This is a genomic window from Microbacterium sp. CFBP 8801 (assembly GCF_014839455.1).
In the GTDB taxonomy this organism is placed as follows: domain Bacteria; phylum Actinomycetota; class Actinomycetes; order Actinomycetales; family Microbacteriaceae; genus Microbacterium.
The window spans coordinates 67682-94298 of the sequence record NZ_JACYNU010000008.1 but is presented as its reverse complement, the minus strand read 5'-3'; the positions used below and the strand labels follow the sequence as shown (position 1 = coordinate 94298).

General features: G+C 71.4%; 25 protein-coding genes. 14 read left to right on the top strand and 11 right to left on the bottom strand.

Going from position 1 to position 26617, the window contains the following annotated elements:
• Nucleotides 1–85: 85 nt before the first annotated feature.
• Both IFR11_RS11055 and IFR11_RS11050 read right to left on the bottom strand, forming a co-directional pair.
• Nucleotides 86–1423, bottom strand: a complete 1338-nt coding sequence (locus IFR11_RS11055) for a uracil-xanthine permease family protein (RefSeq protein ID WP_191916181.1) — start codon at nucleotides 1421–1423, stop codon at nucleotides 86–88.
• A 113-nt stretch (nucleotides 1424–1536) separates the two neighbouring features.
• Nucleotides 1537–2520 carry a phosphoribosylaminoimidazolesuccinocarboxamide synthase gene (locus IFR11_RS11050; RefSeq protein ID WP_191916180.1) on the bottom strand — a complete coding sequence of 328 codons (984 nt, stop codon included), beginning with the start codon at nucleotides 2518–2520 and terminating at the stop codon, nucleotides 1537–1539.
• A gap of 60 nt (nucleotides 2521–2580) precedes the next feature.
• Between IFR11_RS11050 and IFR11_RS11045 the strand changes: the two genes are divergently transcribed.
• The 7 genes from IFR11_RS11045 (at nucleotide 2581) to IFR11_RS11015 (ending at nucleotide 10512) form a co-directional block, all read left to right on the top strand.
• A complete protein-coding gene (locus IFR11_RS11045) occupies nucleotides 2581–4308 on the top strand; it encodes a BCCT family transporter (protein WP_191916179.1) in 1728 nt (575 codons plus the stop codon).
• Between the two features lie 330 nt (nucleotides 4309–4638).
• Nucleotides 4639–5262, top strand: coding sequence for a PadR family transcriptional regulator (locus IFR11_RS11040; RefSeq protein ID WP_191916178.1), 624 nt, complete (start codon nucleotides 4639–4641; stop codon nucleotides 5260–5262).
• Nucleotides 5259–6809: a DHA2 family efflux MFS transporter permease subunit gene (locus IFR11_RS11035; protein WP_191916177.1), complete on the top strand. Its 1551-nt coding sequence runs from the start codon at nucleotides 5259–5261 to the stop codon at nucleotides 6807–6809. The genes IFR11_RS11040 and IFR11_RS11035 overlap by 4 nt, the downstream gene beginning before the upstream one ends.
• Nucleotides 6810–7081: 272 nt before the next feature.
• Nucleotides 7082–7741: a hypothetical protein gene (locus IFR11_RS11030; RefSeq protein ID WP_191916176.1), complete on the top strand. Its 660-nt coding sequence runs from the start codon at nucleotides 7082–7084 to the stop codon at nucleotides 7739–7741.
• A 9-nt stretch (nucleotides 7742–7750) separates the two neighbouring features.
• On the top strand, nucleotides 7751–8380 hold the full coding sequence (locus tag IFR11_RS11025) for a TetR family transcriptional regulator (RefSeq protein ID WP_191916175.1): 630 nt from the start codon (nucleotides 7751–7753) through the stop codon (nucleotides 8378–8380).
• A 45-nt stretch (nucleotides 8381–8425) separates the two neighbouring features.
• The gene (locus IFR11_RS11020) at nucleotides 8426–9709 is read left to right on the top strand and encodes a glycosyltransferase (protein ID WP_191916174.1); all 1284 of its coding nucleotides are present in this window, start codon (nucleotides 8426–8428) and stop codon (nucleotides 9707–9709) included.
• Nucleotides 9710–9747: 38 nt separating this feature from the next.
• Complete coding sequence (locus IFR11_RS11015; RefSeq protein ID WP_191916173.1) at nucleotides 9748–10512, top strand: SDR family NAD(P)-dependent oxidoreductase; 765 nt, start codon at nucleotides 9748–9750, stop codon at nucleotides 10510–10512.
• A 78-nt stretch (nucleotides 10513–10590) separates the two neighbouring features.
• Here IFR11_RS11015 and purD read toward each other — a convergent pair whose 3' ends face one another.
• Nucleotides 10591–11862 carry a phosphoribosylamine--glycine ligase gene (gene purD / locus IFR11_RS11010; protein WP_191916172.1) on the bottom strand — a complete coding sequence of 424 codons (1272 nt, stop codon included), beginning with the start codon at nucleotides 11860–11862 and terminating at the stop codon, nucleotides 10591–10593.
• 157 nt (nucleotides 11863–12019) lie between these two features.
• Here purD and IFR11_RS11005 point away from each other — a divergent pair, with 157 nt between their 5' ends.
• Nucleotides 12020–12376 (top strand): sterol carrier family protein, encoded by a 357-nt coding sequence (locus tag IFR11_RS11005; protein WP_055831942.1) that lies wholly within the window; start codon nucleotides 12020–12022, stop codon nucleotides 12374–12376.
• 142 nt (nucleotides 12377–12518) lie between these two features.
• Here IFR11_RS11005 and IFR11_RS11000 read toward each other — a convergent pair whose 3' ends face one another.
• From IFR11_RS11000 to IFR11_RS10975, 6 genes are all read right to left on the bottom strand, one after another.
• The gene (locus IFR11_RS11000) at nucleotides 12519–13451 is read right to left on the bottom strand and encodes a PfkB family carbohydrate kinase (RefSeq protein ID WP_191916171.1); all 933 of its coding nucleotides are present in this window, start codon (nucleotides 13449–13451) and stop codon (nucleotides 12519–12521) included.
• Between the two features lie 106 nt (nucleotides 13452–13557).
• Complete coding sequence (locus IFR11_RS10995) at nucleotides 13558–14190, bottom strand: bifunctional 4-hydroxy-2-oxoglutarate aldolase/2-dehydro-3-deoxy-phosphogluconate aldolase (protein WP_191916170.1); 633 nt, start codon at nucleotides 14188–14190, stop codon at nucleotides 13558–13560.
• Complete coding sequence (gene manD / locus IFR11_RS10990) at nucleotides 14180–15406, bottom strand: D-mannonate dehydratase ManD (RefSeq protein ID WP_055831938.1); 1227 nt, start codon at nucleotides 15404–15406, stop codon at nucleotides 14180–14182. Before manD ends, IFR11_RS10995 begins: the two co-directional genes overlap by 11 nt.
• A gap of 104 nt (nucleotides 15407–15510) precedes the next feature.
• Entirely contained in the window at nucleotides 15511–16911 is a 1401-nt protein-coding gene (locus tag IFR11_RS10985; RefSeq protein WP_055831937.1) for an MFS transporter, read from the bottom strand.
• A gap of 35 nt (nucleotides 16912–16946) precedes the next feature.
• Nucleotides 16947–17951, bottom strand: a complete 1005-nt coding sequence (locus tag IFR11_RS10980; protein ID WP_191916169.1) for an L-idonate 5-dehydrogenase — start codon at nucleotides 17949–17951, stop codon at nucleotides 16947–16949.
• Between the two features lie 43 nt (nucleotides 17952–17994).
• Nucleotides 17995–19494: a mannitol dehydrogenase family protein gene (locus tag IFR11_RS10975; protein ID WP_191916168.1), complete on the bottom strand. Its 1500-nt coding sequence runs from the start codon at nucleotides 19492–19494 to the stop codon at nucleotides 17995–17997.
• 148 nt (nucleotides 19495–19642) lie between these two features.
• Here IFR11_RS10975 and IFR11_RS10970 point away from each other — a divergent pair, with 148 nt between their 5' ends.
• Nucleotides 19643–20614: a LacI family DNA-binding transcriptional regulator gene (locus IFR11_RS10970; RefSeq protein WP_055833076.1), complete on the top strand. Its 972-nt coding sequence runs from the start codon at nucleotides 19643–19645 to the stop codon at nucleotides 20612–20614.
• A 123-nt stretch (nucleotides 20615–20737) separates the two neighbouring features.
• Nucleotides 20738–21073 carry a hypothetical protein gene (locus IFR11_RS10965; RefSeq protein ID WP_055935549.1) on the top strand — a complete coding sequence of 112 codons (336 nt, stop codon included), beginning with the start codon at nucleotides 20738–20740 and terminating at the stop codon, nucleotides 21071–21073.
• Here IFR11_RS10965 and IFR11_RS10960 read toward each other — a convergent pair whose 3' ends face one another.
• Nucleotides 21074–21685 (bottom strand): zinc-binding alcohol dehydrogenase, encoded by a 612-nt coding sequence (locus tag IFR11_RS10960; protein ID WP_191916167.1) that lies wholly within the window; start codon nucleotides 21683–21685, stop codon nucleotides 21074–21076.
• A gap of 212 nt (nucleotides 21686–21897) precedes the next feature.
• Between IFR11_RS10960 and purM the strand changes: the two genes are divergently transcribed.
• From purM to IFR11_RS10945, 3 genes are read left to right on the top strand one after another with little or no spacing between them, the layout of a single operon-like run.
• Nucleotides 21898–23040 carry a phosphoribosylformylglycinamidine cyclo-ligase gene (purM, locus tag IFR11_RS10955; protein WP_191916166.1) on the top strand — a complete coding sequence of 381 codons (1143 nt, stop codon included), beginning with the start codon at nucleotides 21898–21900 and terminating at the stop codon, nucleotides 23038–23040.
• Between the two features lie 6 nt (nucleotides 23041–23046).
• A complete protein-coding gene (purF, locus tag IFR11_RS10950) occupies nucleotides 23047–24522 on the top strand; it encodes an amidophosphoribosyltransferase (protein WP_055831924.1) in 1476 nt (491 codons plus the stop codon).
• Nucleotides 24519–25736: an MFS transporter gene (locus IFR11_RS10945; RefSeq protein ID WP_235560512.1), complete on the top strand. Its 1218-nt coding sequence runs from the start codon at nucleotides 24519–24521 to the stop codon at nucleotides 25734–25736. Before purF ends, IFR11_RS10945 begins: the two co-directional genes overlap by 4 nt.
• 13 nt (nucleotides 25737–25749) lie before the next feature.
• On the opposite strand, the gene IFR11_RS10940 is transcribed toward IFR11_RS10945, so the two are convergent.
• On the bottom strand, nucleotides 25750–25932 hold the full coding sequence (locus IFR11_RS10940) for a DUF3073 family protein (RefSeq protein WP_055831919.1): 183 nt from the start codon (nucleotides 25930–25932) through the stop codon (nucleotides 25750–25752).
• Between the two features lie 166 nt (nucleotides 25933–26098).
• Here IFR11_RS10940 and IFR11_RS10935 point away from each other — a divergent pair, with 166 nt between their 5' ends.
• Nucleotides 26099–26617 (top strand): universal stress protein, encoded by a 519-nt coding sequence (locus tag IFR11_RS10935; RefSeq protein WP_055831918.1) that lies wholly within the window; start codon nucleotides 26099–26101, stop codon nucleotides 26615–26617.

Genomic DNA, 26617 nt, shown 5'->3' with positions numbered 1-26617 from the left:
AGCCTTTCGGCGGCAATCGCGTGCGGTTTCGGCAAACGGATGCGGTCTCGGCGAGGAGGGCGCCCGGCGAGGGGCGCGCCCGGCGTCAGCTCGGGTCGCCGCCCAGCGGCCCCACCGCGGGGATCGGGCCGCCGTCGTCGGCGCCGGTCTTGCGCGCTCGGGCGATGGCGTTGCCGAGGTGGTAGATCACGAGCGCCGCGACCGAGCCCAGAACGATGGCCCCGAGCTGGAAGTCGCCGAACTGCATCGTGAAGCCGGCGATGGCCAGCACCAGCGCAACGGCGCCGGTGTACTGGTTGACCGGACGCGAGAAGTCGACGCGGTTGTCGACCCAGATCTTGATGCCGATGATGCCGATCAGGCCGTAGAGCGCCGTGGTGACACCACCGAGCACGCCCGGCGGAATGGTGTTGAACACCGCGCCCACCTTGGGCGACAGGCTCAACACGATCGCCGCGAGACCGGCCACCCAGTAGACGGCCGTGGAGTACACGCGAGTGGCGGCCATGACGCCGATGTTCTCGCCGTACGTCGTGGTGCCCGATCCGCCGAAGGTGCCCGCGATGGTCGTCGCCACCCCGTCGGCGATGAGGGCGCGGCCGGTGGAGCGGTTGGCCGTGGCATCGGTCATCGCCGCCACACCGCGCACATGGCCGACGTTCTCGGCGACCAGCACCAGCACGACGGGCAGGAACATCGCGATGACCGACCACGTCTGCGGCGACGCGAAGTCGGCGAAGTGGAACTCGGGCCAGCCCACCCAGGGGGCGGCCTCGACGGCGGCGAAGTCGATGAGCTTCTCGCCCGTGCCCGCCTGGATGAGCACCGTGGCGACGTAGCCGACGATCACGCCGAGGAAGATCGAGATGCGGCCGAGGAAGCCGCGGAACAACACGCTGAACAGGATGACGGCGACCAGGGTGATGGTGCCGGGCAGCGGCTGGAGCTGGAAGTTCGACCACGCCACGGGCGCCAGGTTGAAGCCGATCAGGGCCACGATCGCGCCGGCCACGACCGGCGGCATGACCTTGTCGACCCACCCGAGGCCGACGAACTGCACGACGAAGCCGATGGCGGCGAGCAGGATGCCGACGGCCACGATGCCCGCGAGGGCGGAACCCATTCCCGCGGTCGCGGTGGCCGCGGTCACCGGCGCGATGAACGCGAACGATGAGCCGAGGTAGCTGGGGAGGCGGTTGCGCGTGACGAGCAGGAACAGCAGCGTGCCGACGCCCGAGAACAGCAGCGTGGTCGAGACCGGGAACCCGGTGAGCACCGGCACCAGGAAGGTGGCGCCGAACATCGCGATGACGTGCTGAAGGCCGATCGCGACCGTGGCGCCCCAGTTGAGGCGGTCGCCGGGTGCGACGACCGCTCCCGGTACGACGGTGCGCCCGTTTCCGTGCAGCTTCCAGCGGAACATGTGTCTCCTCGTGAGGTCGTGATCGGATGCCGAGATCACACGGCATCGGCGAGGTCACACGCCGTGTCGTGGTGTCTCGACGACAGCGCGTGATCTCGCGAGGGGGAAGGGGGTCAGGCGGTCAGGAGGCGCAGGAGTTCGGCGTAGCGGTCGCGGGTGCGGGTGACGATCTCCGCCGGGAGCGCGGGGGGCTCGCCCTGCTTGTCCCAGTTGTCGGCGAGCCAGTTGCGCACGATCTGCTTGTCGAAGCTCGCCATGCGCTCGGCCGCGGTGGATCCGGTGCGCCAGGCTTCGGCATCCCAGTACCGCGAGGAGTCCGAGGTGAGCACCTCGTCGCCCAAGGTGAGCACGCCGTCGTCGTCGAAACCGAACTCGAACTTCGTGTCGGCGAGGATCAGGCCGCGCGCCTCGGCGGTCGTCGCCGCCCGGCGGTACACCTCGAGCGAGCGCTCGCGCAGGGCCGTCGCAGTCTCGACGCCGACGAGCTCGACGGACCGCTCGAAGCTGATGTTCTCGTCGTGCTCGCCCATCGGGGCCTTGAACGCGGGGGTGTACAGCGGTTCTGGCAGACGGTCGCCGTCGCGGAGGCCCTCGGGGAGGGGGATGCCGCACACCGTGCCGGACGCGTGGTACTCGGCCCACCCCGAGCCGGTGAGGTACCCGCGGACGACGCACTCGATCGGCTGCATGTCGAGCGAGCGGACGAGCATCGCGCGCCCCTGCACGGCATCCGGGATCAGACTCACGGCGTCGTCGCCCACCAGCGCGTGGTCGGGGACGAGGTGGTTCGGGATCGGGCGACCGCCGTCGGCGCCGGCGAGCTGGTCGAACCACCACAGGCTCAGGGTGGTGAGCAGCACGCCTTTGTCGGGGATGCCGGGGGTGAGCACCTCGTCGAAGGCGCTGACGCGGTCGCTGGCCACGACCAGGAGGGGGGCGGGGGCCTCGGCGGTGCCGGTGGGCACGTACAGGTCGCGCACCTTGCCGGAATAGACGTGGCGCCAGCCGGCGAGCTCGAGCGGGGGAGCGGTGGTCACCCGCTCATTATTGCGGGTGCGGACGCCCCGCACAGGCGGGCGGAGGGCTGATTGTGCCATACCGGTCGCTCGCGCGCCTGCCCCCGGGGTGGGGCGGGGCGGTTGACTACCGTGGGAGGAATGACCGAGGAAGCCCCCGACGCCGCGGTGACGATCGACCCCCACGCCGGAAGCCGTCATCAGACGATCCGCGGCTGGGTCTTCTGGCCCGCCGCCGCCATCGCCCTGGCGTTCATCGCCTTCGCCCTGTTCTTTCCCGCCGCCGCGGAGAGCACCTTCGACGCCGTGCAGACGGCGATCGTGTCGACGTTCAACTGGTACTACGTGCTGATCGCGGCGTTCTTCGTGGTGTTCGCGCTCGCCATGGGATTCAGTCGGTTCGGCAACATCAAGCTCGGGCAGGACGACGACGAGCCCGAATTCTCGACGATCTCGTGGTTCTCGCTGCTGTTCGCGGCGGGAATGGGCATCGGACTCGTCTTCTACGGCGTGAGCGAGCCGCTCAGTCACTTCATCGACCCGCGGCCGGGGGTCACCGGAACGCCCGCCGAACTCGCCCAGCAGGCCATGTCGCAGACCTTCCTGCACTGGGGCGTCCACGCGTGGTCGATCTACGTCGTCCTGGGGCTCGCGCTCGCGTACGCGTTCCACCGCCGCAAGCGTCCGCGGACGATCCGGTGGGCGCTCGAGCCGATCCTCGGTGCTCGTCTCGTGCAGGGCGGGTGGGGGAACGCGGTCGACGTGGCCGCCCTCGTCGGCACGCTGTTCGGGGTGGCGACCTCGCTCGGCCTCGGCGTCATCCAGATCAGCGCCGGGCTGGACTTCCTCGGGGTCGTGCCGCCCACGGTCATCAGTCAGGCCGTGATCATCGGCATCATCACGGGGTTCGTGCTCTTCTCGCTGCTGTCGGGCGTCGGCAAGGGCATGAAGTGGCTGTCGAACATCAACCTCGTCCTCGCCGGCGTGCTCATGCTGTACCTGCTGTTCGTGGGTCCCACGGAGTTCCTCCTCCGCGACGTCGTGCAGTCGATCGGCAACTACATCCAGAGTTTCGTGGGCCTCTCCTTCACGGTGAGCGCCTACGCCGGTGACGAGGGGGTGGCCTGGCAGGGCGCATGGACCGCGTTCTACTGGGGCTGGTGGATCTCGTGGGCCCCCTTCGTCGGCATCTTCATCGCGCGCATCTCCCGCGGGCGCACCGTCCGCGAGTTCGTGGTCGGGGTCATCCTGGTGCCCACGCTCGTCGGCATCCTGTGGTTCACGGTCCTGGGCGGGACGGCGATCTACGGGGAGCTCACGGGCACGGCGCGCCTCGCCGGGCCCGACGGGTCGATCGACGTCTCCACGGCGCTGTTCCAGATGCTCGAGGGCATTCCCGGGTCGGTCGTCCTCGTCATCGGGTTCCTGATCCTGATCGGCGTGTTCTTCGTGACCTCGGCGGATTCCGGCGCCCTCGTCATGAGCATGATCGCCACGGGCGGCGAGGAGGAGCCCAAGAAGTGGGTGCGCATCTTCTTCGCCCTCGCCACGGCGCTCATCGCCTTCGCGCTCCTGATCGCCGGAGGCCTCACGGCCCTGCAGACCGCGGCGATCAGCATCGCCCTGCCGTTCAGCCTCGTGCTGCTGGCGATCTGCTGGGCCACGGTGACGGCGTTCCGTCGCGAGATGAGGGCGTACGACAAGGCCGAGAGGGCGCAACTGCGCGACGCGATCGGTTCGCACTACGGCCTCGAGGTCGAGGAGCCCAACCAACGGGGCATCTTCGGCCTGCCGGCGCGCTGGCGTCCGCGCAAGTCGGTCACCGCGTCGGCTCCTGAGTCGGACGCCCCGGCGTCGCCCGAGTCGTAGGGCGCTGTCCCGCTGAACGTCCACGACTCCCGGATGCCGCGCCACGCGGCCCGGGTGTCGTGGACATTCGCGTGTCGCGTCGCGGCATCCTGGCCCGCTCCGCGCTCCGCGCTCCGCGCTCCCCGCTCCCCGGCACGCGCTCCCCGCTCCCCGGCAAGCGCGCGTGAGTCGCCGCGCTCGCGAGCCCGTTGAGTGTCCAAGACGCGCCGTATGGAGCGCCCCGACTGCGGCGTGTTCTGGACACTCAACGTTCACCCCCGGCTCGCGTCACGCCCAGCGGAGGCGTATAGTCCACGTGGACTAGTCGACACGGACCATGAGGGGGGGCGGATGCCGGAGCAGCCCCGCCTCACCCCGATCGCGGTCATGATCCTCGCCACCCTGCGCGAGGCCGACATGCACCCCTACGAGATGGTGCGCTTGCTCAAGGAGCGGGGCGACGATCGCCTCGTCCCCCTGCAGAAGGGCACGATCTACCACGCGGTCGCCCGCCTCGAACGCGACGGCCTGCTCGCCGAGGTCGGCGTCGATCGCGACGGCAACCGCCCCGAGCGCACCACCTACACACTGCGGGATGCCGGGCGCCGGGCCGTCGAACAGTGGGTGCGCGCCGAGCTCCCCCAGATCGACCGGGCCAGTGACTTCCGCGTCGCGCTGTCGGAGGCCCACAACCTCCCGCGCGACGAGGTCATGGCCCTGCTCGACCGACGCCGCGCCCTGCTCCTCGCCTCGGTCGACGAGCATCGCGCCGGTCTCGACAAGGCCGCCACGTCTGAGACCCCCGAACAATTCCTCGTCGAGCTGCAGCGGCAGTCCGCTCTGCTCGACGCCGAACTCGCGTGGCAGGACTCCCTGCGTGCGCGTCTCGCCGACCGCTCCCTCGCCTGGGGCATCGCCGAAATCCCCGAACACATCAAGAAGAAGCACCGCGTCTCAAAGGAGACCACCCCATGACCGACTCCCGCGCCGCCTCCGCGGCATCCACCCGTACGGGATCCACCCGCACCGAACGCAGCCCCTGGCCCGCCCTCTGGGCGCTGGTCATCGGGTTCTTCATGATCCTGGTCGACACCACGATCGTCTCGGTGGCGAACCCCGCCATCAAGGCCGCCCTCGACCCCGACACCAACAACCTCGACAACGTCGTGTGGGTCACCTCGGCCTACCTGCTCACCTACGCCGTGCCGCTGCTCATCACCGGCCGCCTCGGCGACCGCTTCGGCCCGAAGAACGTCTACCTCACGGGCCTCGCGATCTTCACCCTCGCCTCGCTCGCGTGCGGACTGGCCCCCTCGCTCGAGATGCTGATCGTCGCTCGCGCCGTGCAGGGTCTGGGCGCCGCCCTCATGACCCCCCAGACGATGGCCGTCATCACCCGTACCTTCCCGGCGCAGAACCGCGGCGCCGCCATGGGGCTGTGGGGAGCGACCGCCGGTGTCGCCACCCTCGTCGGCCCGCTGGCCGGTGGCCTGCTCGTCGACGGCCTCGGGTGGGAGTGGATCTTCTTCATCAACATCCCCGTCGGCATCATCGGCTTCATCGCCGCGGTCATCCTGGTGCCCCAGCTGCCGCGCACCGCGCACAAGTTCGACATCCTCGGCGTCGTGCTGAGCGCCGTCGGTCTCTTCCTCATCGTGTTCGGCCTGCAGGAGGGCGAGCACTACTCGTGGGCGGCGTGGATCTGGGCGATGGTCGTCGCCGGTGTGGTCGTGATGGGCGTGTTCATCTGGACGCAGGCGCGCAGCAAGGGCGAACCCCTCGTGCCGCTCGAACTGTTCCGGGAGCGCAACTTCTCGATCGCGAACCTCGCCATCGCCGCGGTCGGTTTCACCGTGACGAGCATGGCGTTGCCGCAGATGTTCTACCTGCAGCTCGCCCGTGGCCTCACCCCGACCGAGTCGGCGCTGCTGCTCATCCCGCTGGCGATCCTGTCGGGCGTGCTCGCGCCCTTCGCGGGCAAGCTGCTCGACCGGACCGACCCGCGATTCCTGCTCGTCCCCGGTCTGCTGCTCGTCGGCGGCTCGCTCGGGCTCTACGCCGCGCTCATCCTGAACGACGCGCCGATCTGGGCCTTCCTCGTCCCCGCGGCGTTCATGGGCATCGGCAACGCCGGCATGTGGGGCCCGCTGGCCACCACCGCGACGCGCAACCTGCCGCCGCGCCAGGCGGGTGCCGGCGCCGGCATCTACAACACCACGCGCACCGTCGGCTCGGTGATCGGCTCGGCATCCATCGCCGCGTTCATGCAGGCGCGTCTCGAGGCGAACCTGCCGGGGGCCGCGGATGCCGGGGCGAGCTTCGGCGGCGGCACGCTTCCGCCGCAGGTGGTCGATGGCTTCTCGGCGGCGATGGGGCAATCGCTGCTGCTGCCGATCATCGTGATCGCAGTCGGCCTGGTCGCCGTGCTGTTCATGCGTCGCCCGTCGATGATCCGCCCGCACGGTGCCCCGCGCGAGGCCGAGCCTGCCGCGCAGGCTGCCCCCGTCACCGCGGGCGAGTAACGTCCGACGCGCGAACGCCGTCGTCCCCCGCGGGGCGGCGGCGTTCGTCGTTCGCGCTCAGGGTTCGGGCGCTCGCGGCGGTGACGAGGGGAGGAGCTGGGGCGGAGGGAGGACGGATGCCGGTCCGGCGGTCCTCCGCTCGTCACGGCTCCTCCGCTGGGCACCCGCGACGTGATCGGCGGTGAGTCGTGGCGGGCGGTTCCATATTCAGTTATACGCCGCTATAGTCAAAACGAGCCGCCGTCCGATCCCGGTCACTCGCAGGAGCATCCATGATCACCTCTGCCCCGCACTCCGCCACCCGCACCGCCGTCGAGAGCGACGCCGCGACGACCGGCACCCGCGCGCGGTGGGCCCGAACCGCCGGCATCCTGATCGTCGGCGGCGGCGCGCTGCTCACCGCGGCGACCGCCATCGAGCTCACCGCCGACGTCGTCACCGAGTCCGGGCCGGCGACCGCCTTCTGGGTGCTCTTCCTCGCGAGCACGCTCGCCCACGTCGCGGCGATGGTCCCGCTGGCGCTGGGCCGAGGCGACGGAGAGGGCGCCGTCGGCTCGTCTCTCGTGGGCAAGGTCGCCCTTCTCGGTTTCGGGGCTCTGTTCCTCGCGAACCAGAGCATGTACCTCGTCACGGCCTACCTGCTGCCGTCCGCCGTGTTCACCGATGGGGCGATCGCGTTCCTGTTCGCCATGAGCGCGGCGCAGGGCATCGCCCTGCTGGTCGGCGGCATCGTCATCGTCCGCGCCGGGGTTCTGACGGGCGCAGCACGCTGGGCCGTCCTGGTGCTGGCCCTCGTCGGCTTCGCTCTCGGCGTCGTCCTCAACGTGAGCACCATCGAGGTGCTGTCGAACGCGATGTACTTCGTCTCCACGGGCGCGCAGATCGTCGCGGGGCTCGTGATCACGCGGTCGACGGTCGCGGCGGCGAAGTAGCGTTCTCCCGTGCCCCGTAGCTACCACTCTCCCCGACGGCAGGCCGACGCCGCCGAGACCCGCGCGACGATCGTCGAGGCGGCGGCCCGGCTGTTCGTACGCGACGGGTACGTCGCCACCTCGATCAAGGCGATCGCGGCAGAGGCGGGGGTGTCGGTGCCCACGGTGCACCTGAACGGACCCAAGCACGCTCTGCTCATCGCGGCGTTCGAGCGCACGTTCGCGGGAGACGAGGGGCGGCACTCGCTCGCCGAGCGCCCCGAGCTCGTCGCGATCATGGGCGAGCCCGACACCGACACCGCGATCGCGCGGTACGTGGAGTTCCTCATCGACGCCAATCAGCGCTCGGCGGCCATCGTGCGCGCGATGGTCGCCGCCGCCGACAGCGACCCCGAGGCGCGCGCCGCGTACCTCGACCTCGAGATGCGCCGCCACCGCGACATGACGATCGCCGCGGGCTGGTTCCTGCAGCGCGACCGCATCCGCGTCGACCAGGTCGCCCTCGCCGCCGACGTCCTGGGGCTGCTCACCGGCCCCGATCCGTGGACGCACCTCACCGTGGCCCGCGGGTGGGACGTCGCCGCCTACCGCACCTGGCTGACCGCGCAACTCGTCCACCTTTCCGACAACCTCGCCTAGACCCCCGCCCCTCGGCGGACAGGGTCATCCTCGAAAGACGCAGACATGACACCCTCCGCCCTGCTGTGCAGCATGCCCGCCACAGGCCACGTCGGCCCGCTCCTCGTCGTCGCGCAGGAACTGCAGCGTCGCGGGTGGCGCGTGCGCCTGCTCACCGGGTCGCGGTACCGGCGGATGGTGGAGCAGGCCGGCATCCTGTTCCTCCCCCTTCCCGCCGAGGCGGACACGCTCGACGGGATCGGAGCCGACGAACGCGACCGCGGACTCGCGACCATCAACCGCGGGGTCGAGCGCGCGTTCGTCGATCCCGCCTCTCCGGCGGCGACCGCCCTCGAGCAGATCCTGCGCGACGAACCCGCCGATGTGGTGCTGCACGACATGACCTTCCTCGGCGTGCAGACCTTGTTCGCGCGAACGCGCTCTCAGCGCCCCCTCACGGTGATGTGCGGCATCGGGCCGGCGGGTTTCTCGAGCCGCGACACGGCCCCGTACGGACTCGGCATCACGCCGCTCCGCCACCCCACGCTCAACCGCCTGCGCAACGGCGTGCTCGGGGTGACGGCCAAGACGGTGCTGCGTCCCGTGCACCGCTCACTCGACCGTTTCCTCGCGGACGTCGGTGCGCCGCCCCTGAACGGCGCGTTCTTCATGGACGTCCTCTCGCGCAGCGACCTGCTCGCGCAGTTCACGGTGCAGGAGTTCGAGTACGCCCGGAGCGACGCCCCGGCCGCCCTCCGGTTCTACGGCCCCATGGCATCCGCCGCCGCCCACCCCGTTGCGACCCCGGAGTGGTTCGACGACCTCGACCCGACCCTGCCGCTCGTGCACGTCACGCAGGGGACGGTCGCGAACACCGACTACACCGAGGTGATCGAGCCGACGCTCACGGCCCTGGCCGACCTGCCCGTGCAGGTGGCCGTGACCACCGGCGGGCGCGACGTCGAGACCCTGCCCGCCCTCCCCGACAACGCCTTCGCCGCGAGCTACCTGCCCTACGACGACCTGCTCGCCCGCACGAGTGTGCTGGTGACCAACGGCGGCTACGGGGGCCTTCACCACGCGATGCGCCACGGCGTGCCGATCGTGATCGCCGGCGACTCGGAAGACAAGGTCGAGACCTCCGCGCGCGTGCAGCACGCCCGGGTGGGCGTCAATCTGCGCACCGGGCGTCCGACTCCGGATGCCGTCCGCGCGGCCGTCCAGCGCATCCTCGCCGACGACGGCTACGCGGCCCGCGCCCGCCGTATCGGCGACGCGATCGCGGTCGCGCCCGGCGCCCCCGGGCTCGTCGACGACGTCGAGCAGATGCTCGCGGCGCGCCGCCGCTGACCTCCCCCCTCCCTCCTCACACCAGCAAAGGACACTCCATGACCTCTCTCTCCGGACGCACCGCCGTCGTCACCGGTGCCACCAGCGGCATCGGCGCCGCCATCGCCCGCCACCTCGCCGCCGCCGGCGCGCGCATCGTCGTCTCCGGACGCGATCTCGACCGGGGCGCCGACGTCGTGCAGGCGATCATCGACGCGGGGGGAGACGCGCGCTTCGTCGTCGCCGACGTCACGCGCGACGCCGACGTGGCCGCTCTCGCCAGGGACGCGGCATCCGAGGCGCCGATCGACTACTGGTTCTCGAACGCGGGCACCGAGGGGCCCATCGGGTCGATGGACTCGTGGACCGCCGAGGCTCTCCGCGAGGTCGTGGATGCCAACCTCACCAGCGTGCTGTCGGGACTCCACCACGCCTCGTCGCACATGCGCCGCGGGGGCGTGATCGTCAACACCGCCTCGTTCGTCGGCACGGTGCTTCCCGTGGCGATCGCCGTTCCCTACGCGGCCGCCAAGGCGGGCGTCGTGGCCGCCGGCCGGAGCGCCGCTCCCTTGCTGGCCGAGGCGGGTATCGACGTGCTGACCCTGTGCCCGTGGGTGATCGACACCCCGATGGTCGACCGTCTCACCGGCGGCGCGGCCGACGACAAAGCAGGTTTCGCGGCCGGGTTCGCGCCCAGCGGGCGGTTGACCACTGTTGACGACGTCGCTCGGGCCGCGGTCGACCTGGTCACCGAACAGCCTCGGCGCGCGAGTGGTGAGGCCGTGCTCGTGGACGCCGGCCCGACGGTGACCGTTCTGGTGTGACGCCATCCGGCGCGTCGCCGTGTCGGGGGAGGTTTCTGGCCGGAGTGTCCGGGCCGCTCAGCGCCGGGACTCCCGGCGTCAGGCCTCGACGACGCGCGCGGCGATGTCGGTGCGGTACTGCCCGCCCTCGAGGCCGATGCGCTCGAGCCCGGCGTAGGCCGCGGTGCGCGCCTCGCCGAACGTGGAGCCGGTGGCGACGACGCTGAGCACGCGCCCGCCCGTGGCGATGAGCTCGCCGTCGCGGAGCGCCGTCGCCGCGTGGGTCACGTGCACGCCGTCGACCTCTTCGGCCTCGTCGATGCCCGTCAGCACGCGACCGGTCAGCGGCGCCTCGGGGTAGCCCTCGCTCGCGAGCACCACGGTGACGGCGGTCGCGTCGGCGAAGGCCGGGCGGGGCTCGTTGCCGAGCGTGCCCGAGGCCGCCGCCAGCAGCAGGCGCGACAGCGGGTCGACCAGGCGCGGGAGCACGACCTGCGTCTCGGGATCGCCGAAGCGGGCGTTGAACTCGATGACCTTCACGCCCTGCTCGGTGAGGATGAGACCGGCGTAGAGCAGGCCGATGAACGGGGTGCCCTCGGCATCCATCTGCCGGATCACGGGCTCCGCGATCGCGCGCGTCACGTGGTCGACGAACTCGGTCTCGCCGCCGAAGCGTTCCGACAGCCAGGGGAGGGGGGAGTACGCCCCCATGCCGCCGGTGTTCGGACCCTCGTCGCCGTCGCGCAGGCGCTTGAAGTCCTGGGCGGGGCTGAGGGGCGCGACGCGATCGCCGTCGCTGAGGAAGAACAGCGACACCTCGGGGCCCGACAGGAACTCCTCGATCAGCACCGCACCGGTGGGCAGGTAGGTCTCGGCGTGGGCGAGGGCGGCCTCGCGGTCGGAGGTGACGATGACGCCCTTGCCCGCGGCCAGTCCGTCGGCCTTCACCACGTACGGGGCGCCGTACTCGTCGAGGGCGGTCTCGACGGTGGCGAGGTCGTGCGCGCGCGCCGAGCGTCCGGTGGGCACGCCCGCGGCATCCATGATCCGCTTCGCGTACGTCTTCGACCCCTCGAGCTGGGCCGCGGCCTTGCCCGGACCGAACACGGGGATGCCGTGCGCGCGCAGCGGATCGGCGACACCGGCGACCAGCGGTGCCTCGGGTCCCACGACGACGAGATCGATGGCCTCGGCTTTGGCGAACACCAGCACGGCGGCCGGGTCGAGCGGGTCGAGGTCGACGAGGTGGGCCTCGCGGGCGATGCCGGCGTTGCCGGGCGCGGCGAAGATGGCGTGCGAGGCCTCTTCGGAACGCAGCGCGAGGATGATGGCGTGCTCGCGCGCGCCCGAACCGAGGACCAGGATTCTCACTCGGCCAGCCTACCGAGCGGGGCCTTTCGCCGTTGAGTGTCCACGACATGCCGCATCCGCTCGAGGCGATGCGGCGTGTCCCGGACACTCAACTGGGGGGACCCGGGGATGGGCGACCCGGGCGACCCGGGGTAGGCGGCGCGGGTACCGTGGAGGCATGCCTCCCCGCCGAATCGAGACCGGTGACGGCCGCGCGGCGCTCGCGGCCGTGGCCGCGGGTGACGCCCCGCGCACGGCGACGGCCACCGCCGTGCGCTACCTGCTGCAGCTCCTGGTCGAGAAGGCTCCCGGCAACTCCGTCGAGATGCGCGTACCGCCCTTCGGTGCGGTGCAGGTGATCGAGGGCCCCCGCCACACGCGCGGCACCCCGCCCAACGTCGTCGAGACCGACGCCGCCACCTGGATCGCCGTCGCCACCGGTCGGGAGCACTGGGCGGATGCCGTGACCGCCGGCCGCATCGTCGCCTCCGGCGTGCGAGCCGACATCAGCGCGCTGCTGCCGCTGCGGCCCTAGGCGCGCCCGCCCGCCCGCCCCCCGCTCGCGCCGGGACGCCGCCGGTGGGCGCCGAGACCGCACTCGTTCGCCGAGGCCGCACGCTATTGCGGACGAACACGTGCGGTCTCGACGAACGGATGCGTCCTCGCGGAGCGCCTCGTCAGCGCCGGACCGGGTCGCCGCCGCCGGCGAGGAACCGCACCAGGTCGCGGCGGGTCGGGGCCGCCTCCCAGTCGCCGGGTACGAGGCACGCCATCGCCCCGCAGGCGTTGGCGCGCACGAGCGTGTCGGCGACGTCGAGTCCCTCGAGGTGGGCGCTGAGGTAGCCGGCGACGAACGCGTCTCCGGCGCCGACGGTGTCGAGGGGGTCGATGACGAAGCCGAGCGCCTCGGTGACGCCCGCGGAGGTGAACACCGCCGCCCCCGCGGGACCGCGCTTGACCACCACCTGCTCGACGCCCGCCGTGAGCAGGGAGTCGGCGGCATCCGGGGTCAGCAGGGCGAACTCCTCGACCCCGCCGAACACGAGCGTCGAACGCTCGGCGATCTCGCGCAGGATCGGCCCGGCGACGTCGGGGGCGGCCAGCGCGGAGCGGTAGTTCACGTCGAAGCTCACCGGCACACCCGCGGCGCGGGCACGATCGACGGCGGCGAGCACCGTGTCGTGCGCCGTGGCCGACAGCAGCGGCGTGATGCCCGTGACGTGGAGCAGGTCGGCATCCTCGATCCATCGCTCCGGGAGGTCGCCGGGGGCGAGGCGCGAGCCGGCCGAACCGCGTCGGTAGTAGTGGACGGCGGTGGATGCCGCGGAGGGACGCTCCTTCAGCATGAGGCCCGTGGGCGCATCGGTGTCGACGAGCGCGTGCACGTCGAGGCCCTCGCCGCGCAACTCGCGCGCGATGCGCTCGCCGAGGGGATCATCGCCCACGCGGCCGAGCCAGGAGGTGTCGACCCCGAGGCGCCGCAACCCGACGGCGACGTTGCTCTCGGCCCCACCGATGCCGAGCGCGAGGCCCGCGGCATGGCGGAGCGACCCGATCTCGGTCGTGCGGGCGAGCGCCATGGTCTCGCCGAGGGTGACGACGCGGGTCACGAGCCGTCCCTCTCATCGCAGGCCGACCCCGAAGCCGCGCGCGCGATTCCGGAACGGCCGACCGCCGAGGTGGCGGCGCAGGCCCGAACCGCCGGGGAGGCGCCGCTCACGCCGAGACCCCTGCGCAGACTGCGACGAACCGCTCGGCCCTCGTGCGCAACGCGCCCAGGTCGCCACCGCGGAACGCATCGCCGAGCAGAGGTCCGCCGACGCTGACCGCCACCGCGCCCGCCGCGAGCCACGCGGCCGCGCTGTCGGCATCCACCCCTCCCGAGGGGACGACGGCGATGTCGGGGAACGGTCCGCGCAGATCCTTCAGGTAGCCGGGGCCGACCTGGCCGGCCGGGAACACCTTGACCGCCGAGGCGCCCGCCGACCACGAGGCGAACAGTTCGGTGGGAGTGAGCCCTCCCGGCACGATCGGCATGCCGGCGGCGACCGCGTGCTCGACCAGGGCGGTCGAGGTGATCGGGGTGACGACGTAGTCGGCGCCGACGGCGATCGCGCGCTCGAGCTGGTCGAGGTTCGTGACCGTGCCGATGCCGAGGTTGCCGTCGAACGACCCGCGCAGCTCGGCGAGGGCGTCGAACGTGCCCGGCGTCGTGAGGGTCAGCTCGACGCTCTGCACCCCCGCCTCGGCGAGGGCTGCGAGCACCGGTGCGTAGTCCGAGGCCGCGGACGCGCGGGCGACCACGACGAGCTTCGACGAGACCGTGCGGGTGGGGAGCTCACCAGTCATGGACGGTCCCATCCAGCAGGCGGTTCACCGGCAGGTAGGCCTTCGTGTACTCGAACGCACCGGCGGCCTCCTCGTCGAGTTCGACGCCGAGGCCCGGCTGGTCTCCCGGGTGCAGGAAGCCCCGGTCGAAGGTGAAGGAGGTCTGGAACACCTCGAGCGTCTGCTCGTTGTGCGGCATGTACTCCTGGATGCCGAAGTTGTGGATCGCGAGATCCAGGTGCAGCGCCGCCGCCATGCCGACGGGCGAGATGTCGGTGGGGCCGTGGATGCCGGAGCGGATGCCGTAGATCGCGGCGAAGTCGAGCAGCTTCTTCATCGCGGTGATGCCGCCGGTGTGGGTGACGGCCGAGCGGACGTAGTCGATCAGGCGCTCGGTGATGAGCGTCTGGTAGTCGTAGACGGTGTTGAACACCTCGCCGATCGCGAGCGGGGTGGTGGAGTGCTGGCGGATGAGGCGCAGTGCCGTCTGATCCTCGCCGGGGGTGGCGTCCTCGAGCCAGAAGAGGTCGTAGGGCTCGATGTCCTTCGCGAAGCGCGCGGCCTCGATCGGCGACATGCGGTGGTGGCCGTCGTGCAGGATGCGCAGGTCGGTGCCGAACTCCTCGCGGATCTGCGAGAAGACCCCGGGCATGTGGTTCAGGTACTGACGGGTGTCCCAGGTCTCCTCGGCCGGCCGGTCGCCGGAGCGCTTCGCCGGCTCGTAGTCGTAGCGCACACCGGGGCCGGCGGCCGAGACGCCGTAGATCTGGCCGAGCCCGGGAACGCCGGTCTGCACGCGCACGGCCGTGAAGCCGAGCTCGCGGTAGCCGGTGATGGCGTTCGAGAGGGCCGCGAAGTCGGTGCCCGAGGCGTGCGCGTAGACGCGCACGCCGTCGCGGCTCGCCCCTCCGAGCAGCTGGTACAGCGGCATCCCGGCCTTCTTGGCCTTGATGTCCCACAGCGCCATGTCGACCGCGGCGATCGCGGCCATCGTGACGGGGCCGCGGCGCCAGTAGGCACCCCGGTAGAGGTACTGCCAGGTGTCCTCGATGCGGTCCTCGTCGCGGCCGATGAGCATCGACGCGAGGTGGTCCGAGAGGTACGACGCCACCGACAGCTCGCGGCCGTTGAGGGTGGCATCCCCCCATCCGACGACGCCGTCGGACGTGGTGACCTTGAGGGTGACGAAGTTGCGGCCGGGGCTCGTGACGATGACGTCGACGGTGGCGATGCTCATGCGGGGTCTTTCTGGTCGAGAGGGGAGGGGGCGGCGAACGGGCGGGCTCGCCGTCACGAGCCCGCCCGGGAGCGGGCCCGCGACAAGGGCGGGCCCGCGCGGGATCACATCGCGGGGCGGGGATCCCGCAGGTCGCGACCGGTCCACTCGGGTGCCACGAGCGCGGCCACCAGAGCCGAGGCGGTGAAGATGCCCATCAGCACCATGATCGGGATGATGCTGCCCGTCACGGCGGCCACCCAGGCGGCAGCGACGACCGGGCCGATGCCGGTGGCGATGATGGCCGCGATCTCGCGGACGACGGCGGTGAGGGTGTATCGGTTGCGGGCACCGAAGATCTCGGGGATCGAGATGTTCTCCATGGATGCCAGACCCAGCACCGAGATGTTGTGGATCAGCGCGTAGCCGACGAAGATCCAGCCCACCTCACGGGAGTTGATCAGCAGCAGGGTCGGGACGATCAGCACGAGCGACAGCGCCGACATCACGATGTACATCCGGCGGCGACCCACCTTGTCGCCGAGCCACCCGACGAGCGGGATCGTGATGAAGCCGATCAGCGACGACACGATCACGATCTCGGGGCCGACCTCTTTCGAGATGGCGAGGGTGATGGTGATGAACGAGATGAGGTAGGTCTGCACGATGCCGGAGTTGCCGGCCTGACCGAACCGCAGGAAGAACGACACGAGGACGGCCTTGATCGGCTTCTTCTGCAGCGACTCGAGCGTGCGCACGTCGTTGGTCTCGGTGGCGACCTTCTGCAGCTCGGCGCGCGAGAGCGCCTTGCCGTCGACGACGTCGGTGCGCTCCTCGAAGACCGGGCTCTCCTTGAGGTTGAAGCGCACCCACAGGGCGAAGAGCATGATGATGGCGCTGCCGATGAAGGGGATGCGCCAGCCCCACGCGATGACGTCGCTCTCCATCATCACGGCGAGCAGGATCGCCCAGATGCCGGAGGCGAACAGGGTGCCGCAGTTGGTGCCGAGGGCGACGAGCGAGGCGACGACGCCGCGGCGGTTGTCGGGGGCGTACTCGGCGAGCATGACGCCCGCACCCGAGATCTCCGCTCCCGCGCCGAAGCCCTGGGCGAGGCGCAGGATCACCAGCAGGATCGGAGCCAGGATGCCGACCTGCTCGTACGTCGGCAGGACGCCGATGAGGGTGGTCGCCGCACCCATGAGCAGGATCGTGTAGAACAGCACCTGCTTGCGGCCGATCTTGTCGCCGATGCGGGCGAAGAAGAACGCGCCGACCGGGCGGGCCACGTAGCCCACGCCGTAGGTCGCCATGGCGAGCACGACCGCCATGGCGGCATCCCCTCCGGCGAAGAAGATCTGGCTGAAGACGAGGGCCGCGGCCAGCGAGTACAGCTGGAAGTCCATGAACTCCAGCGCGGTGCCGAGCCACCCCGAGACGGCGGCGCGGGCGAGATCGCCGGTCGACCTCTTGACGACGGGCGGTGACGTCGAGGCGTCGACGCCGGGGGCGGAAGAGTTGCTCATCGGATTACTCCTTTGTAATGGTGACGGGTCGGGTGTCAGAGGGAGAGCAGGACCTTGGCGGATGCCGAGGAGTCGCGCGCCGTGGCGAACGCGGCGACCGCGTCGGTGGCGGGGATGACGTGCGAGACGACGGCGTCGAGGGCATCGGTGGATGCGAGGAGGTCGATGGCGTCGTCGATCTCGGTCGAGAAGCGGAACGCGCCGCGCAGGGTGAGCTCCTTGGCGAGCATCGGCGCGAGGTTCACCCCGATCTCGGCGTCGGGGAGCATGCCGACCTGCACGACGGTGCCCGCCCGGCGGGCCGCGCGGATCGCCTGGGTCAGGGCGACGCCCACGCCGGAGCACTCGAAGACGACGTCGAACGACTCGGGCGCGATCGCGTCGGTGCCGACGAGGAACGTCTCTTCGGCGCCGAGGGCGCGGGCTCGCTCGAGGGGCTCGGGTCGCACGTCGCTGGCGCCCACGACCGCGGCGCCCGCGTTCACGGCGGCGGCGACGACGAGCAGGCCGATGGGGCCGGAGCCGATGACCAGGGCGCGTCGACCGGCGAGGTCGCCGGCCACGCTCACGGCGTGGATCGCGACGGCGAGGGGTTCCGCCAGGGCCGCCCGCTCCAGGGTCAGCCCCTCGGGCAGCACGCGCACCATGTGGTCCTCGACGACGATCAGCTCGGCCGCCCCACCCTGGCGGTGGGGGAAGCCCGCGGCGCTGCCGAGGTAGTCGCCCCCGGGCCGCAGGTGGGGGCGGTCCTCCAAGCCCTCGACGGACGGTCCGAATCGCGCGGGGTGCACCGTGACCGGCGTGCCCGGGGCGAGGCGCCCGGAGGGGTCGAGGTCGACCTCGGCCGACAGCTCGTGACCGGGTGTCAGGGGCTCACGGACGGCGTACTCACCGTTCTTGCCGTGGAAGTAGTAGTGCAGGTCCGATCCGCAGATGCCCACGTACCGCACGCGCAGGCGCACTTGCCCCGCACCGGGTTCCGGTGACGGTCGGTCTTCCCAGCGGATGTCTTCTGCGCCGTGGATTGCGAGAAGCTTCATCGCGTCTCCTTCGTGTCGATGCGCTCCGCAGAGCGCCGGGTGGTCAGGGGGTGGTCGGTGCAAGGGCGTCGGATGCCGCGAGGGCGTCGGCGATCGCACTGTCGACGCCGCGCTGCACGATGGTGTCGAGCAGGTCGCCGACCCGATCGACGAACGCCGTGCGATGGGCGAGGTCCTCGCCGAACAGGTGCAGGTCGACGATGGCGCGGGCGGCGAGGTCGCGGCCGCGGCGCGCGGGGCCCGCGGTCAGACGCGCGCGTGCGGGGTCGGTCATGGCCGCCGCGTGCGGACCGGGATCGAAGCCGGCGGGCGGGGCGATGCAGGCCAGGTAGGCCGCGACGGTGAGCGCGATCAGGTGCGGGAACCCGCCACCATCGAGGGCGTGCCGCACCGGGCCGGGGATGCGCTGGCCGAGCTTGACCGATCCGTCGGAGCCGACCTGGCTCGTGCGGTGCCCCAGCGCGCTGTTGCCCCAGCGGGAGAAGAGCTCGCGCTCGTACTGCTCGATGTCGACACCCCGGGGCGCGGTCACGGACGGCTCGTACTCGTGCCGCAGGACGGCCGCGGCGGCGGCCTCGACGTCGGTGAGGGCGATGGCATCCGGGATCGTGGGCACGCCGCGCAGCGCGCCGAGGTAGGCGATGAGCGAGTGCGTGCCGTTGAGCAGGCGCACCTTGAGCTGCTCGTAGGCGCCGACCTCGTCGGTGAAGACGGCGCCACCGGCCTCCCACGCGGGTCGGCCGCCGGCGAAGCGGTCTTCGATCGCCCACATCGTGAACGGCTCGGCGGGGACGGGTACGTCGTCGCGGACGCCCAGCAGGCCGGCCACGCGATCGGCGAACTCCGGGGTGGTGGCGGGGACGATCCGGTCGACCATGCTCGAGGGGAAGCTCACCGCGCGGTCGAGGTAGGTCAGTGCGTCGGCGCCCTCGGCATCCGGCAGCTCCTGCAGGAAGGCGCGGACGAGCTTCTCGGTGTGGGAGCCGTTCGAGAGCAGGTTGTCGCAGCTGAGGATCGACATCGGCTCCCCTCCGGCCGCGGCGCGGCGTTGAAGGCCGCGGGCGAGCTGCCCGATGCTCGATCGGGGGTCGCCGCCGCGCAGGTCGGCCGCGACGATCGGGTCGTCGACATCGAGGCGCTGCGTCGAGGGCGAGTAGCTGTATCCGTTCTCGGTCACCGTGAGGGTGGCGATGCGGATGCGGGGATCGGCGAGGTCGGCGACGACGCGCGCCGGGTCGTCGGCGGCGACGTACGAATCGGTGTGCGCCCCCGGGATCTCGAGCGTGGTGCCGGTGGGCGAGATCGTCGCGACGGTGTACAGGTGGTCTTGAGCGTGCAGGGCGTCGACGACGCGGCGCGAGCGCGAGGCGACGCCGACGATGCCCCAGTCGCCGCCCGTCGCGCGCAATGCGGCGGCGGTGTAGACGGCCTGGTGGGCGCGGTGGAAGCTGCCGAGGCCCAGGTGGACGATCCCGGCGGTGGCGGGGGCATCGGGCAGGGAGGCCGTCGAGGTCGACGCGTCCCGGCGCAGTCGGGCGGTCACGCGCGGGCTCCCCGCGACGCGGGAAGGCTCGCCATGAGGGGATCGTCGATGATCGGCATGAAAGCAGTGTGCTGTGTTTGTACAAACTTGTCAATCTTTTTCACGACCGCATGCCCGATGATGGGACGACAGAGCTAAGGGGGTGGACATGGCGGCGAACCTCACGGAGGTGGCACGGCACGCGGGCGTGTCGATCGCCACCGCGTCGCGCGCCTTCGGCGAACCCGACCGCCTCGCCCCCGCCACGCTGGACCGTGTTCGGCGCGCCGCGGTCGAGCTGGGCTACGCCACCCCCCAGGTGGCCACGGGCACCCGCACGATCGCGGTGGTCGTCCCCGACGCGGCCAACCCCGTGTACGCCACCCTGCTCAAAGCCATCCAGGGCCAGGCGTGGCACGGTCGTCACCGCATCGTGCTGTTCGATGCCGACGAAGACCTGCGCCGCGAACGGGAATCGATCGAGCTCGCGGGCCGCACGGACGGTCTGCTGCTGTGCTCGCCGCGACTGCCCGAGGCCGAGGTCCTCTCGCTGGTCGGCGACACTCCGCACGTCGTCATCAACCGCGTCCTCGCCGGTGCCCCGTGCGTGGTGATGGATGCCGAGCGAGGACCGACGCAGGCGGTGGAGCACCTGTCGGCCCTCGGCCACGACCATGTCGCGTACGCGTCGGGGCCGCACGGCTCATGGGCCGACGAACAGCGGGCCGGCGCCGTGGCTCGCGCCTGCGAACGCTTCGGCATCCGCCTGTCGAGATTGAGCCACCACGCAGCCTCCATTCAGGGCGGACGCGCGGGCGCTGCCGCCGCCGCGGCCAGCGGCGCCACCGCCGTGATCGCCTACAACGACCTGGTCGCCCTGGGCCTCGAGGCGGGCATGGCCGAGCTCGGCCGTGTGTGCCCCGACGACGTCAGTATCGTCGGCATCGACGACATCGACCTCGCCGGTGCGGTCACGCCCAGCCTCACGACGGTGCGCATGCCCATCGCGCGCTCCGGCGCCCTCGCGGTCGACCTGCTGCTGCAGGCGATGGTGGGCGCGGCGTCGATCGGCGAGACCGTGCTGCCGTCGCAGCTCATCGTGCGCGGCTCGACGGCGCCCCCGCGCGCGCTCGCGCGCTGACGCGGGGCCCGGTCGACGTACCCGTGCGGCCCGGGTGGTGCGCCGCAGGCCGTGCGCCACGCGGTGTCACGTCGGCGAGGCATGCGCGACCCGTCCGACGCGCCGCGGTGGGAGAATAGGGACATGGCCGAGCAGCCCGCCCCCGAACGACCGTCTCCCGTGCGCGATGACATCGAGACGGTCAGCGTGCGCCGCGCACCCAAGTACGGTGTCTTCCTCGCGGCGGGGGCCTTCATCGGCATCCTGGTCGCGCTCATTTTGACCTTCGCCATCCAGGGCAGCGGCATGAGCCCGTACACGCAGGTGGTGTACTCGGAGCTTCAGGTGTTCGGCTTCACGGCGCTCATCTGCATCGTCGTCGGGTGCACCGTCGGGGCCGTCGTCGCGTTGATCTTCGAGCGCACCGTGGGCAGCCGTACGCGTCAGGTCATCGTCGACCACGAGCGGCACGGGGCCTGATCAGGCCAGTTCCGCGATGATCGGGTGGATCGCGGTGTCGAATGCCGCGACGTCCCCCCGCAGCCCGTCGGTCACCGCCACGGTGAGCGAGCCGATCCACCACACCCCGCGCTGAGTCAGCGGGAGCACCTGCACGTTCAGTTCGAACGAGTGCGCGCGGCGTCCGACGACGCGTTCGTGCGCCGCGATCGCACTGGCATAGGCCCGGTACGACACCCCCGGACGCGCCGCCGCCTCGCGGGAGTACCGGTCGTGGGCATGACGGGCGTAGTCGACGGCGTCGTCGGCATGGGTGACGATCTCCTGCCGCAGGGCATCGGCACCCTCCACGGGAAGCGCGACGAGCGTCTCGAACCCGTCGACCAGTTCGAGCGGCACGGGGGAGGGGTGCGCCTGCGGCTCGACCGTCATCGCCCAGTACTCGCGCCACTCCCGCTCGAGCTGGGACTGCGCGGCATCCGTGCGTTCCCCGACCGTCGACGGCGGAACGCGCCGCAGAGCGGGCAGTTCCTCGGGGGACCGGATGCCGAGAACCTGGCGAAGGAAGAGCGCGACGAGCACCGGTTGCGCCGCGTCCTCGCGGATCGTCCACTGCGGCTGGCCGCCCGTCATGGCGTCATTGTAGGACGCGAGATCGGGGGCGGACGGGCCTTGCGCGCGGCGCACCCGAGGATCGGGGGTGGGGCCCGTGTGCGCGGTCGCCCGGCGGTGGGGCCCCTCCGCTCGTCACGAGACCCCACGCCACGGCCCCCACCCACCCGTCCCACACCCCCGCCGCGCCGCACTGGACACCCGCGCGTGTCCACCCCGGGTAGTCTGTTCCGGTGGCTTCCGCTCCCCACGAAAACCCATACTCCGCCGCAGGCGTCGATACCGCCGCCGGAGACCTCGCCGTCGAACTGATGAAGTCGGCCGTGCGCCGCACGCACGGGCCCGAGGTGCTCGGTGGGGTCGGCGGATTCGCCGGTCTCTTCGACGCTTCCGCGTTGCGCGATTACGCGCGTCCCCTGCTCGCGACCAGCACCGACGGCGTCGGCACGAAGGTCGCGATCGCGCAGGCCATCGACAAGCACGACACGATCGGCGAAGACCTCGTCGGCATGGTCGTCGACGACATCGTCGTGGTCGGTGCCCGCCCGCTCTTCATGACCGACTACATCGCCTGCGGCAAGGTCGTGCCGCAGCGCATCGCCGACATCGTCGCGGGTATCGCGCGCGGCTGCGCCATGACGGGCACCGCGCTCGTCGGCGGCGAGACCGCGGAGCACCCGGGCCTGCTCGGCATCGACGACTACGACGTGGCGGGGGCGGCGACCGGCGTGGTCGAGGCCGACCGCATCCTCGGCGCCGACCGCGTGCGCAGCGGCGACGTCGTGCTGGCCCTCGCCTCGAGCGGTCTGCACTCCAACGGCTACTCGCTCGTCCGCCACATCATCACCGGCGCGGGCATCGCGTACGGCGCGGCGTCGGCCGAGCTCGGCGGCACGTGGGGCGAAGCGCTCCTCGAGCCCACGCGCCTGTACACCTCGCCGCTCCTGCGCCTGCTCGACGACGCGGCCACGGGTTCCGGCATCCACTCCCTCAGCCACGTGACCGGCGGCGGCATCGCCGCCAACCTCGCGCGCGTGCTGCCGCAGAACACGTGGGTCGACGTCGACCGCTCGACGTGGAGCCCGTCGCCGGTGTTCCGCGTGCTGGCCGACATGGGTGGGCTCGAGCTGACCGCGACCGAGGGCACGTGGAACCTCGGCATCGGCTTCCTCGCGGTCGTCGCGCCGGAGGCTGCGGATGCCACGATCTCGGCGCTCCAGGCCGACGGCATCGCCACGTGGCAGGTCGGCGTCGTCCGCGACGACGCGCGCCCCGACGGAGAATTCGAACAGGGCGCGAAGGGCGTCGACGGAGGCGCCGTGCGCCTGGTCGGAACCTACGCGGATGCCGGTGCGCCGGCGAACGGAGCGAGCTAACACCCCATGTGCGGCATCGTCGGCATGGCCGGGCAGGGCCCGGTCAATCAAGAGATCTACGACGCGCTTCTGCTCCTGCAGCACCGGGGTCAGGACTCGACGGGCATGGCCACGGCCGAGTCCAGCGGCGTCTTCCACATCTACAAGGCCCGCGGCCAGGTGCGCGAGGCGTTCCGCACGCGCGACATGCGCGCGCTGCTGGGCGACATCGGCCTCGGCCACGTCCGATACGCCACCAAGGGCACCGCGTCGAACGAAGAAGAGGCGCAGCCCTTCTACGTCAACGCGCCCTACGGCATCGTGCTCGTGCACAACGGCAACCTCACGAACACGCGCGAGCTGACCGGCGAGCTTTTCCACAAGGATCGCCGGCACCTCAACACCAGCAGCGACACCGAACTGCTCGTGAACATCCTCGGTTCCGAGCTGCAGTCCGAGATCACCGGACCCGACCTCGATCCCGCGCAGGTGTTCCGCGCGGTGGGGCGCGTGCACGAGCGCGTCGAGGGCTCGTACGCCTCGATCGCCCTCATCGCGGGCTACGGTCTGCTCGCGTTCCGCGACCCGTTCGGCATCCGCCCCCTCATCCTCGGCAAGCGTCCTGCGCCGGAGGTCCCCGGCGGCGAGCCGCGCGACGAGTGGATCGTGGCATCCGAATCCCTCGTGCTCGAGAACGCCGGCTTCGAGGTCGTCCGCGACGTCGAGCCCGGCGAGGCGGTGTTCATCACGCTCGACGGCACGCTGCACGCTCAGCAGTGCGCGACGCAGTCGACGCTCGCGCCGTGCTCGTTCGAGTACGTGTACCTCGCCCGACCCGACTCGATCATGAACGGCATCTCGGTCTACGAGGCGCGACTGCGCATGGGTGAGCGCCTGGCCGACACGATCGCGAAGTACACCCCCACCGGCACCATCGACGTGGTCATGCCGATCCCCGACTCCTCGCGCCCCGCCGCGATGCAGGTGGCCCGCAAGCTCGGCATCGAGTACCGCGAGGGCTTCTACAAGAACCGCTACGTCGGCCGCACGTTCATCATGCCGGGCCAGGCGGTACGCAAGAAGAGCGTGCGCCAGAAGCTCAACGCGATGTCGAGCGAGTTCAAGGGCAAGAACGTCCTGCTCATCGACGACTCCATCGTGCGCGGCACGACGAGCCGCGAGATCATCCAGATGGCACGGGATGCCGGGGCCAAGAGCGTGACGTTCGCCTCGGCCGCTCCTCCCGTGCGCTTCCCGCATGTGTACGGCATCAACATGCCCTCGCGGGAAGAGCTCGTGGCGCACAACCGCACAATCCCCGAGATCGCCGAAGAGCTCGGCTGCGACTACCTTGTCTACCAGGAGGTCGACGACCTCAAGGCCGCGATCATGGAGGGCACCGACCTGGTCGACCTTGACATGAGCTGCTTCGACGGCCGGTACGTCACCGGCACCGTGTCGCCGGAATACCTCGCCTGGGTCGAGGGCAGCCAGGAGTCGTGACCCCGCGCCGGGCGGGGATGGCCGCGCTCGCCGCGGCCGCCATCGTTCTGCTCGCGTTGACGCTGCGCATCGCCGTGGCGTCGCTGTCGCCGCTGCTCACGACGATCCAGCGCGACTTCGACGTGCCCGCGGCGATCGTGGGCCTCATCGGCATGGCGCCCCCGGTGGCGTTCGCGCTGGCCGGCACCGTCACCCCGGCGATCGAGCGACGGATCGGTCTGGAGCGCCTGGTGCTGGTGGCCGCGGTGGTCGCCGCCGCCATGCTCGGCCTGCGGGCGGCCGCGGTCGACGCGTTCAGCCTGCTGGCGGCGACCGCGGGGGTCTTCGGGGCCGTCGGGATCGCGAACGTGCTGCTGCCGGCGGTGGTCAAGAAGTACTTCCCCACGCGGATCGGCGTGATGACGACGGTGTACTCCACGACCATGGCCGTCGCGACCTTCACGCCCCCGCTCGTCGCGGTGCCCCTGGCCGACGCGGTCGGGTGGCGCGGATCGTTCCTCGTGTGGGCGGTGGTGGCCGTCGCTGCGGTGGTGCCGTGGATCGCGATGAGCCTGCGCGCCCGCGCGTCGCGCGCCGACATCGTCGAGGCCCCGCGTGCGTCGGTGCTCTCGCGCATCGTGCGCGTGCCGCAGACGTGGGCGCTGGTGGCGACGTTCGCGGTGAACTCGTCTGTCGCTTACGGCCTCTTCGCGTGGCTCCCGCCGCTGCTCATCGACGTCGCGGGCGTGGAACCGGCCGAGGCCGGCAGTCTGCTGGCCCTGTTCTCGTTCATGGGCCTGCCCGTCTCGCTCGTCGTTCCCCTGCTCGTCGGGCGGATGCGCAGCACGGCACCGTTCTACGTCGTGGCGGTGGGGGCCGGGCTCGCCGGGGTCGCCGGTCTGCTGTTCGCCCCGACGCTCGCCACCACTCTCTGGGTCGTGCTCATCGGGCTACCCCCGCTGATGTTCCCCATGGTGCTGGTGCTGTTCGGCCTGCGCACGCGCTCGCATGACACGGCGGTCGCGCTCAGCGGGCTCGTGCAGAGCGTGGGCTACGGCATCGCCGCGCTCATGCCCCTCGCGATCGGAGTCACCCACGAGCTCACCGGAGGCTGGACCGCCGGTCTGCTCCTGTTGGGCGCAGCGGTGATCCTCGTGATTCCGGCGGGCTTCATCGTCTCGCGTGGCGAGACGATCGAGCAGTCCTGGGAGCGCCGTACGGGCGCCACATGGTGACGACGCCCGGGCGTTACGCCTTCTCGTCTTCGTAGGTGCCGCTGTACTCGTCGGCCCACTTGTCGACGTACGCGTCTTCACCCGCTTCGGGTGCACCCAGTTCGCGCTCGAGAGCCGAGTAGTTCACCGAATAGGTGTCGTACTTCAGCTCACGGGCGATCTTGGTGTTCTTCGCCTTCTGACGGCCACGCCCCATGCGAGACCCCCTCACGATCGACGTCGAGGGCCGTGCTTCGGGCCCTGCGTATTGCGGTTCCGGACCGAGCCGGTAAGAGTAACACCCAGGATATCACGGCGCCTTCCTCCCCAGCCGTCGGGCGGGATGCCGGCGACGTGGCCGCACCGACGAAAGGCCCGCGCGCATGACCGACTCCCCTCGCCCGCACACGGCTTCCGGCCCGGTGATCGCCGGGGTCGTGCCCGGTCAGTCCCCCCGAGTCGTGCGGGAAGCGGCGCGGTACGCAGCGCTCGCCCAGGCAGAACTGGTGATCGCCTACGTCGACACCACCCGCTTCGTGGCGTTCGAAGACCCCGACGGCTACGTGCACTCGTCGACCGTCGATGTGGCGGGAGCCGCGGCGAAGGCGGCACTCGACGAGGTGCAGCGGGCAGCGACCGAGATCCTCGCGGGCGATCCGACGCCGTGGCGCGTGCGCCCGGTGATCGGCGACCCGGCTCTGGCGTTGATCGGCCTCGCCGACGAGCTCGGCGCCTCGCTGCTGGTCGTCGGAACGCGGAAGCGGGGGTTGGGCGAGTCGCTGCGCGAGTTCCTCACGGGCTCCGTGGCCGCCCGGCTCACCCACCGGCAGAACCGTCCGGTGCTGGTGGTTCCGGTGAGCGAGGCGGCCGGCCCCGAGGAGCAACTGCCCTGGGAGAGCTGA